Source organism: Ruegeria sp. A5, from assembly GCF_056543005.1.
Window position 1 is genome coordinate 356323 of sequence record NZ_JBQGAV010000003.1, and the last position, 9140, is coordinate 365462.

Sequence of the window (9140 nt, forward strand, 5' to 3'; positions counted from 1 at the left end):
CAGGACTCTGCGCGAGTTTTATCCACAGGGCGTCATAAAACTGTTACGCTTGAGCGCAGAAAGAACTAACCTTCACCTATGACCCGTCCTCATGCCAGCCTTCTTCTTCTATGCCTTGCGGTGCCTTCTACTGCGCAGTCTAAAATGGCGGATGTCAGCTGTGATGACAGCGCGCGGATGGCACAGACACTGAAACAGGTTCTGGGGGCCGAACGTCAGGGCATGGGTTTGCGCGATCCCGAAACAATGCTGGAGGTTTGGGTCAAACGTACAAGCGGAGACTGGATGATCGTTCAGAACTACGCCAACGGTACTTCATGCATCGTCGCGATGGGGGACCATTGGCAAGGTGAGGTGCGAGACCCGGCTTAGGCAAGTGTCAGCAGACCCCACGAACTGCAGACGCGCAATCTCGCTGCTTGTGTTGTTCCTTCTGAAGATCTCGCGAAGGGATCAGGTCAGTCCAGCAGCCCACGTTCGGTCAGGACTTTGCGCGCGACACGGAAGCATTCAAGAGATTGCGGGACGCCACAATAAATGCCAATCACATGAATGATTGATCGGATTTCCTCTTTGGTGACACCATTGTTCAACGCGCCGTTACAGTGGATTTCCCATTCATGCATCTTGCCGAGTGCCCCAATCATAGCGAGGTTCATCATCGAACGGGTCTTGTGATCGATCGTGTCATCCCCCCAGCCGAAGCCCCAGCACCAAGCAGTCATGTTCTCTTGGAATGAGCGGGTAAAATCATCCGCCGCTGCCAGGTTCTTCTCAACATACTCGGCGCCCAGCGTCGACTTGCGCTGCTTCAGGCCATGTTCAAACAGGTTATCGTCCATCATTCTCTCCTCAGGTGAAACGACCGATCTGCAACTTAGTCGGTCCTGGCTCGATATTCCGCTAAAGCCACCGCCCCTGTCTTACAACCAACCCCACCACCGAAGGCAAGGGGCTCAATCGCGTCGTTCTGGTCGGGTGTGCCCTTTGGCACAGCGTTGGCTTCGGTGATGTCTTATCTGGCCCATCCACAGCACGTAACGTTATTCAATCGCCTCGCGCATCCATTGTTGAAGCTTCGCAACGGAATGCTCGCTCATGACGCCACAGGCCGGATCAAGCACCAGCGGTCCCGGTTTGTACCCTTTGGATTTCAGGCCGCGGTGAACGGATTCCACTAACCGAATATCCTCGGCCACAGTCGTTTCGCGATCCTGAGTGGCAAGGCCACGGATCACGTCGCTTTCATGACCGCCTTCTGTGTACCACCCGCGCCAGACGGTACAGCTGTCCACTGTATTTGCCCGCCAATGATAGGTGTTCAGAACATTTCCCGGATAGCATTGGAACGAGAACATCGGCCACAGGAACCAGCTTTGATAGTCGCCCGCGTGCTTGTTGCTTTCCAGATCAATCGGATAGGTCATCTTTTCGAGGCTTTGGCACTCGGTCGTGTGACGCAGCACGTAACCTCCCGACACATCGGGCTGAATGTCATAGGTTTCCGGTTTGATCACGCCTTCGGCAAAGGTCGGGTGATTAGTTGGGCAGTGATAGCATTCCGAGTAATTCTCGATCGAAACCTTCCAATTGCAGTTTTCGGGAATTTCCACCCACTCTAAGGGGGCCAGAGCGTTAGTGTTCGGCACGAACTCAGACAACTCGTCCCGGACGCCGGGATACCATTCGTCCATCGTTGCCGCGTTATCGTCCAAATTGACAAAGATGAACCCGAGGAAGTCTTCGGTCCGTACTTCGGTCAGACAGATTTTCGCGCGATCAAAACCGGGAACTTTCTTGATGTTCGGTCCAGACCGCAGGCCGCCAGTCAGCTCATAGGTCCACTGATGATAGGGACAGACCACTACACGGGTATTTCCGGTTCCGGTCACCATTTCATGCGCACGATGCTGGCACACGTTGTAGAAAGTCCTGACAAGATTGTCGCGTCCGCGAATGGCAAAAAGGTTCTGACCAGCGATTTCGAACGCAAAGTAATCGCCTACATTTGGGATATCTGCCGCATGACCAGCGTATTGCCAAGTTCTGCACAACAGGCCGTTCATCTCTTTGTCGAATATGTCAGGATCCGTATAGTACCGGGCCTCGAGCGAGTGGGTTGGCAGGACAGTCATATTTTTTCCCCTGATACAAGCCGGGCTGGTGTTTCAGTCAAAAAGATCGCGTCAGGATTCGTAACATCCGTACGCGTCAGAATACCACTTGAAACATCTGTACCGCACATTGCTTACCTCGGTATGTACATTTGTGCCATTTTTAATTGACAGTGGTACATATGTAGCAATAGGAAGTCCACAGAATTCCATGTCTCGGAAACAGGAAGTTGCGATGTCTAAAAAGGAACTGCCTGCACGCGCAAAGGTCGTCATTGTCGGCGGTGGCGTCATGGGTTGCGGACTGGCCTATCACCTGGGCCATGAAGGTTGGGGCGAAGACACGGTGCTGTTGGAAAAGGCCGAGTTAACTTCGGGCTCCACCTGGCATGCCGCTGGTCAGATTACTCACTCCACCAGTTCCTACGGGCTGGGCAAAATGGTCGACTATAACATTGGCCTTTATTCCAAGACACTTGAGGAAGAAACCGGTCAGGCGGTTACATGGCATGGCTGCGGTTCATTCCGTCTGGCCTATACCGAGGATGAGATGGACTGGCTGCGCCACACATTATCAGTTGGCCGAGCGCTGGGGTTCAACATCGAGTTGGTAGGGCCTGACTTCATAGCTGAAATGCACCCCTACTATAACCTCGACGGTGTCATTGGCGCGCTTTACACGCCAGATGACGGTCACGTTGATCCTTCGAACGTGACTATGGCCATGGCCGCTGGGGCCCGTCAGAAAGGTGTGAAGATTTTCCGCCACTGTCGCGCGACCAACATCACCCAGAACGATGCAGGTGAATGGGTGGTGAAAACCGAACAAGGCACCATCACCTGCGAACACGTGGTCAACGCCGGTGGCACATATGCCCGTCAAATGGGCGAATGGTCAAACCTGCAGTTGCCTATGACCTCGATGACCCATCATTATTTTGTCACTGAAGATGTGCCGGAATTCAAAGACCTGACAACTGAGCTGCCGGTGATCCGCGATGACAAGATGGTTTCGGGCTATATCCGCATGGAACAGAAAAAGGGCCTGATCGGGATCTATGAAAAGGAGAACTCGAACTCTGTCTGGCATGATGAATGCCCATGGGAGTACGAAAACTGGCTGTTCGAGGCGGATTATGACCGTGTCATGCCTTGGCTGGAAAACTCATTGGAACGGATGCCGATCTTTTCTGAACTGGGCATCACCCGCGAAGTCCATGGTGCAATCAGCCACCCGCCAGATGGCAACCCGATGGTCGGCCCCGCGCCGGGCGTCAAGAATTACTGGTGTTGCTGTGGCACGCAGATCGGCATCGGTTGGGGGCCTGGTCTGACCCGTGAACTGGCCAAATGGATGGTACACGGTGCTGCTGATATCAACATGCGCGACTATGATCCGCGCCGCTTTGGCAGCTATGCCAAGAAAGACTGGCAGGTCATCAAGGCGCACGAGGATTACAAGCTGCGGCACGAGATCCCCTTTCCGCATTTCAATCGCCTTGCAGGGCGTCCGATCAAACCCTCGCCGCTTTATGAGATCCTCAAACAAAAGGGCGCGGTCTATGAAGAGGTTTTCGGCCACGAACGCCCCCGCTGGTTCGCGCGCAATGGTGTTGAACAGCGTGACCACTATTCGTTCCGCCGTAACGAGGTTTTCGACATGGTGGCGCTGGAATGCCAGGCCGTGCGTGAGCGGGTCGGCATCATGGACGTGACCGCGTTCACCAAGGTCGAAGTTTCAGGCCCAGATGCCTATGCCTATCTTGACAGGCTGACGGCCAACAAGATGCCACAGAAAGATGGCTCGATCACCTTGACCCACTTTCTGAACCGCCGTGGCCGTATCGAGCTTGAGACGACCATCGTTCGCATGGCGGAAGACCGCTATTATCTGGTCTGCGCGGCGTTCTTTGAACAGCGCCTTGTCGATCACTTGAACCAGAACCTCGCGGGAGAGACCGTCTTTGTCAAAACGCTCTCTGAAGATTGGTCGGCTTTGTCCCTGAACGGGCCAAAATCCCGCGAGGTACTGGCCAGATGCACCGACGCAGACCTGTCCAACGCCGGGTTCCGCTGGCTGTCGGCTCAGGAAATCACCATTGCGGGGCACAAGGTCTGGGCCTTTCGCATGTCCTATGCGGGCGAGTTGGGTTGGGAATTCCACATGCCGGATGAAGCCTGCGTTGACGTCTACAACGCACTGTGGGCTGCCGGCGAGGAATTTGGCATCGAAAACTACGGCTCGTTTGCGATGAACAGCCTGCGCATGGAAAAAGCATTCCCCGGTGCTGGAGAACTGACCAACGAGGTCACGCTGCCAGAGGCCAATGTCAGCCGGTTCTTCAAGCTGGACAAAGAGTATCTAGGTGTCGAAGCAACGCGCGCCAGTGCCGCTCAGTCTGAGGCGGGCGAGATGCCTTGGATTTGCGCCTATTTGGAGATCGAACCGGATGGGGTCGAAGATGGTCATGGGGGCGAGGCTATTCGGATCAAAGGCGAGGTTGTCGGTGCAACAGCCTCGGTCGCCTATGGCCACAGCGTCGGCAAAATCCTCGCCTTTGCTTACGTCAAGCCACACGTGAATGTTCCGGGCACAAAGATCGAAGTAGTTATCGCTGGTGTACCCCGCAAAGGGCGTGTCCTCGGCGAAGCAGCCTATGATCCGAAATCCGAACGCCCACGCACGGACGCAGTTCGTGAACTGGCGTGATCTGAAAACCAGAGCATCGGCCATCGCGGAAGCCCTATGGTGACGCCATGAAGATAACCCGTATCCGTGTGTTCAAAACCCCCCTGCCCTATGTCGGCGGATCATACGGCTGGGGCGCGGGCAACGCGATCACAACGTCGATGTCTTCGGTAGTGGTGATCGACACGGATGCGGGTCAACAGGGCTGCGGCGAGTTTGCCCCATGCGGCGAGAACTACATGATCGCCCATTCCGAAGGCGTCGAGGCCTTTGCCCGCCTCGTCGCCCCGCGCTTGCTGGGGGAAGATCCCCGCCAGCTGTCCAAGATCGAACGGTTGATGGATGGCACGGTCCAAGGTCACGGCCACGCCAAAGCGCCCTTTGATGCAGCGTGTTGGGATATTCTGGGACGGTCCACCGGACAACCTGTTTGGATGCTGATGGGCGGCAAACTCACCGATGGTGCGCCGATGTACCGGGTTGTCCCGCAAAAGCCTGTCTTGGAAGAAACCATCGCCGAGATGGAGCAGCACCGCGCAGCGGGATACCGGCAGTTCCAGATCAAGGTAGGTGGCGACTGGGTGACCGATATCGACCGTATCCGCGAAGGCGTGCCCCTGCTGAAACCCGGTGAAAAGGCTATGGCAGATGCCAATCAGGGTTGGCGCGTTGACAACGCCATCCGTGTGGCCCGCGCAACCCGCGATCTGGATTTTATCCTCGAACAACCCTGCCACAGTTACCACGAGTGCCAGCAGGTGCGCCGCGTAGCCGAGCAACCAATGAAACTGGATGAATGCGTCACCGGGATTGAAATGGCCCGACGCATCGTGAACGATCGGGGTGCCGAAATTTGTTGCTTGAAGATTTCTAACCTGGGCGGCCTGTCCAAAGCCCGCCGGGTGCGCGATTTCCTGATTGATCACGGTATTCCGGTTGTCTCCGAGGACACATGGGGCGGTCAGATCACCACCGCCGTAGTTGCCCATTTTGCGGCCTCAACACCCCAAGAGATGCTGATCAATTCAACCGATCTGATGAACTACAACACCCGTAACACCGGGATTGGCGGCCCCACAGTAAGGGACGGTAAACTCTATGCCACAGATACTCCGGGGCTTGGGGTGACGCCGGACTTTGACAGCCTTGGCCCACCTGTCGCAACCTACGAATCCTGCGCCTGATGGAAACCGCCTGATGAAGATAACCCGCATCACCGCCTGGGAAGTCCCGCTGACCTCGCATGACACCTATTACATGGCCGAGGGCAAGACCTGCGATACGACGGTTTCAGTGGTCGTCCGCCTGGATACCGGCACCGGCGCATCGGGCTGGGGAGAGGTTTGTCCGATCCCGCATTATCTACCCGCCTATGCCAAGGGCGTGGTTCCAGCGCTTGAAGAGATGGCACCCGTTCTCATCGGCGCTAACCCGGTTGGTCCCGAAGCGCTGATGGAGCGCCTTAATAAGCATCTGATCGGGCATGGCTACGCCAAGTCAGCCATTGATACAGCGCTTTGGGATCTGACCGCACAGGCAGCGGGACTACCGCTATATGCTTTGCTCGGTGGGCGCGCCGTTGCCGATATGCCGCTGTATCATTCAATCACCTGTATCGCACCGGAAGAAATGGCGCGCATGGCGCGCAATGCCTTTGATCAGGGCATGCGACAGTTTCAGGTGAAGCTGGGTGCAGATAACAACTGGGAAGCCGACGTTGCTCGTTTGATTCAAGTGCGCGAGGCTGTTGGTGATGGACCGTTGGTTTATGGAGACTGGAATTGCGGGTCAGATACGCTGACCGCCACACGAGTTGGCCGCGCTGTCTCGCATCTGGACATAATGCTGGAACAACCTTGCGCCACGATCGAGGAATGCGCCCATGTCCGCGCCGCGACTGGTCTGCCGATGAAGCTGGACGAAAGCGCCTGTGACATTCATTCGGTTCTGGCAGGACACCGCGCTGGCTGCATGGATGCTGCTGCGCTGAAACTGTCGAAGATGGGCGGCCTTTCGGCAATGCGCCAAATCCGCGATCTCTGCCTTTCACTAGGCACGCAGATGTGCATCGAGGATACTTGGGGCAGCGATGTTACGACGGCCGCCTCGCTGCATCTTGCGGCCTCAACCCCAGCGCACGGCATTATGAATACATGCGATCTGTCCCACTATGTCAAACCATGTCTCGATCCGAATGCACCTAGCCGCCGGAACGGTCGCATCGCCCCACCCGAAGGCCCCGGCCTTGGCGTCAGGCCTGATGCAGACGCTTTGGGCCAGCCAGTAACCATCATCGATTGATCCCAACCCCGCACGCCAAGAGGCCTGTTATGGAAGACTTCAGCAACGCCTACCCCTCCCATGATCCCGAATGGGTCAAAGACATGCATGCGGATCATTATCTGCAAAGCTGGTCGAAACAGGGCAGCCGCCCGCGCGTCATAACAGGTGCTCAGGGCAGTTGGTTCTGGGACAGCGACGGCAAACGCTACCTCGATTTTCAAAGCCAGCTGGTGAACGCCAATATGGGTCATCAGCACCCCAAGATCGTACAAGCGATTAAGGATCAGGCGGACAAGCTTTGTTATATCGGCCCGGCCATGGGCTCGGATGTTCGATCAGAACTCGCGGCAATCATGACCGAGATCACACCTGCCAACATCTCATCAACCTTTTTTACAACAGGAGGGTCCGCCGCCAATGAAACCGCGATCCGTTTGGCGCGGCATTACACCGGTCGGACAAAGATCATTGCCCGCTACCGTTCCTACCACGGGGCAACCGGTGGCACGCTATCGCTGACCGGCGACCCGCGCCACCATCTGACCCGCGCCGATATGCCGGGCATCGTGCGGATGCTTGATCCTTACGTCTATCGGTTACCAACAGGCCACAAAGACCCGGCCCAGTGCCCGGTCGCCCAAGGCGGGCCGCATCTGGAAGAAATCCTGATGTATGAAAACCCCAACACCGTGGCCGCTGTCATTCTGGAACCTATTGTCGGCACAAACGGGATCATCGTGCCACCCGACGGATATCTGCAATCTATTAAGGCAACCTGCGAAAAATACGGCATCCTACTGATCGCGGATGAGGTCATGGCCGGGTTTGGCCGGACCGGAAAATGGTTCGCCGTCGATCACTGGGGTGTTCAGCCGGACATCATTTGTTCGGCCAAGGGCATCAACTCGGGTTACGTGCCGCTTGGCACCATGTCCGTCAGTACCGAGCTGCATGACTGGCTGCGCGATTACGCATTGCCCGGAGGCCTGACTTATGCCGGCCATCCGCTGGCATGCGCATCTGGCATTGCCGCGATCCGAGCCATGCAGGAAGAAGGCACGCTGGCCCACGCCACCGCGATGGGTGAGAAGATGCGCGCCGAACTGCACAAGCTGGCAAAGAAACACCCCTCGATCGGGGATATTCGCGGCAAGGGCATGTTCAACGGGATCGAACTGGTCAAGAACCGCGACACCCGCGAACCGCTGGTGCCGTTTGCCGCCAAAGGTGCGGACGCCAAACCCATGAGCGAGATGATGAGCTTTGCGATGAACGAAGGCCTCTACCTGTCATTCTTCTCGAACCTGATCCGCCTGACCCCACCGCTCAACATCAGTGAAGACGACCTGATGACAGGGCTGGCGATTCTGGACCGCACCCTCGACATCGCCGACCGGGAGTGTCTCTGAGAACTAGTCGGCGCGAACGCTCGCATCTCGGAAGTCTAAGGCCATCACATAGCCCTACGCCGCAGCCTCCGCTCGTTGCGAGCGCAATCACAAAATGAACGCTCTGGTCAGACCCTTCTACGCGTTGCTAACCAAGAAGGCCTGTGCGGCCTTCTGGAAGGAAGGCCAGGCAATCACGGCAGCATATCGGATATTCTGCTAAATCCCGCCAGATCGAAACCAAAGGAAATTGGATCGCCGACCCGGTTTACGCTTTCAATACTCAACAGATTGCCAGCGCGCATCTTTGACATCCAGTCCTGAGAAACAGGAGAACGGGCAAAACAACCCTGTGCTTCGCAGGTTAGAAAATCCAGCCGCGCGATCTCGGCATCATCCACTTTAGCAATCAGCCCTTCAGAGAACAGCAGGCCAAATGGCAGTGTCAGCACCGCTTCGATCTCGTCTCTGCCGGCAGGTTTGACGAACGCAATCGAGGCAAGCCTTTGATTGTTCTCGGTTAAGATAATGGTCTGGGTCATTTCACAAATCAATTCAGTTCCGTTGACCTGATTGCTGCAGTTGACCGACCACAATGGCGCTTCGTTTTCCTGTGCGCCAAGTTGAGTTGTCAAACCGAACGACGCCACCAAAGCGTAGATCCAA

At 56.3% G+C, this 9140-nt stretch carries 8 protein-coding genes; 5 read left to right on the forward strand and 3 right to left on the reverse strand.

The window, feature by feature from the left end:
- Window positions 1–78 precede the first annotated feature (78 nt).
- Window positions 79–372 (forward strand): hypothetical protein, encoded by a 294-nt coding sequence (locus ACR0AY_RS09960; RefSeq protein WP_170512044.1) that lies wholly within the window; start codon window positions 79–81, stop codon window positions 370–372.
- Between the two features lie 86 nt (window positions 373–458).
- Here ACR0AY_RS09960 and ACR0AY_RS09965 read toward each other — a convergent pair whose 3' ends face one another.
- Both ACR0AY_RS09965 and ACR0AY_RS09970 read right to left on the reverse strand, forming a co-directional pair.
- Window positions 459–845 carry a carboxymuconolactone decarboxylase family protein gene (locus tag ACR0AY_RS09965; protein ID WP_480436495.1) on the reverse strand — a complete coding sequence of 129 codons (387 nt, stop codon included), beginning with the start codon at window positions 843–845 and terminating at the stop codon, window positions 459–461.
- A 198-nt stretch (window positions 846–1043) separates the two neighbouring features.
- Entirely contained in the window at window positions 1044–2135 is a 1092-nt protein-coding gene (locus ACR0AY_RS09970; protein ID WP_170394282.1) for an aromatic ring-hydroxylating oxygenase subunit alpha, read from the reverse strand.
- Between the two features lie 214 nt (window positions 2136–2349).
- On the opposite strand from ACR0AY_RS09970, the gene ACR0AY_RS09975 reads away from it, so the two are divergent.
- From ACR0AY_RS09975 to ACR0AY_RS09990, 4 genes are read left to right on the forward strand one after another with little or no spacing between them, the layout of a single operon-like run.
- Window positions 2350–4824 carry an FAD-dependent oxidoreductase gene (locus ACR0AY_RS09975; protein ID WP_170512046.1) on the forward strand — a complete coding sequence of 825 codons (2475 nt, stop codon included), beginning with the start codon at window positions 2350–2352 and terminating at the stop codon, window positions 4822–4824.
- A 47-nt stretch (window positions 4825–4871) separates the two neighbouring features.
- Window positions 4872–5987, forward strand: a complete 1116-nt coding sequence (locus ACR0AY_RS09980) for a mandelate racemase/muconate lactonizing enzyme family protein (RefSeq protein ID WP_170512048.1) — start codon at window positions 4872–4874, stop codon at window positions 5985–5987.
- Between the two features lie 13 nt (window positions 5988–6000).
- The gene (locus ACR0AY_RS09985; protein ID WP_170512050.1) at window positions 6001–7104 is read left to right on the forward strand and encodes a mandelate racemase/muconate lactonizing enzyme family protein; all 1104 of its coding nucleotides are present in this window, start codon (window positions 6001–6003) and stop codon (window positions 7102–7104) included.
- Window positions 7105–7133: 29 nt separating this feature from the next.
- Entirely contained in the window at window positions 7134–8495 is a 1362-nt protein-coding gene (locus tag ACR0AY_RS09990) for an aminotransferase class III-fold pyridoxal phosphate-dependent enzyme (protein WP_480454089.1), read from the forward strand.
- Window positions 8496–8668: 173 nt separating this feature from the next.
- Here the strand turns inward: ACR0AY_RS09990 and ACR0AY_RS09995 are convergent, their stop codons facing one another.
- Complete coding sequence (locus ACR0AY_RS09995; RefSeq protein WP_170512052.1) at window positions 8669–9124, reverse strand: invasion associated locus B family protein; 456 nt, start codon at window positions 9122–9124, stop codon at window positions 8669–8671.
- Window positions 9125–9140 lie beyond the last annotated feature (16 nt).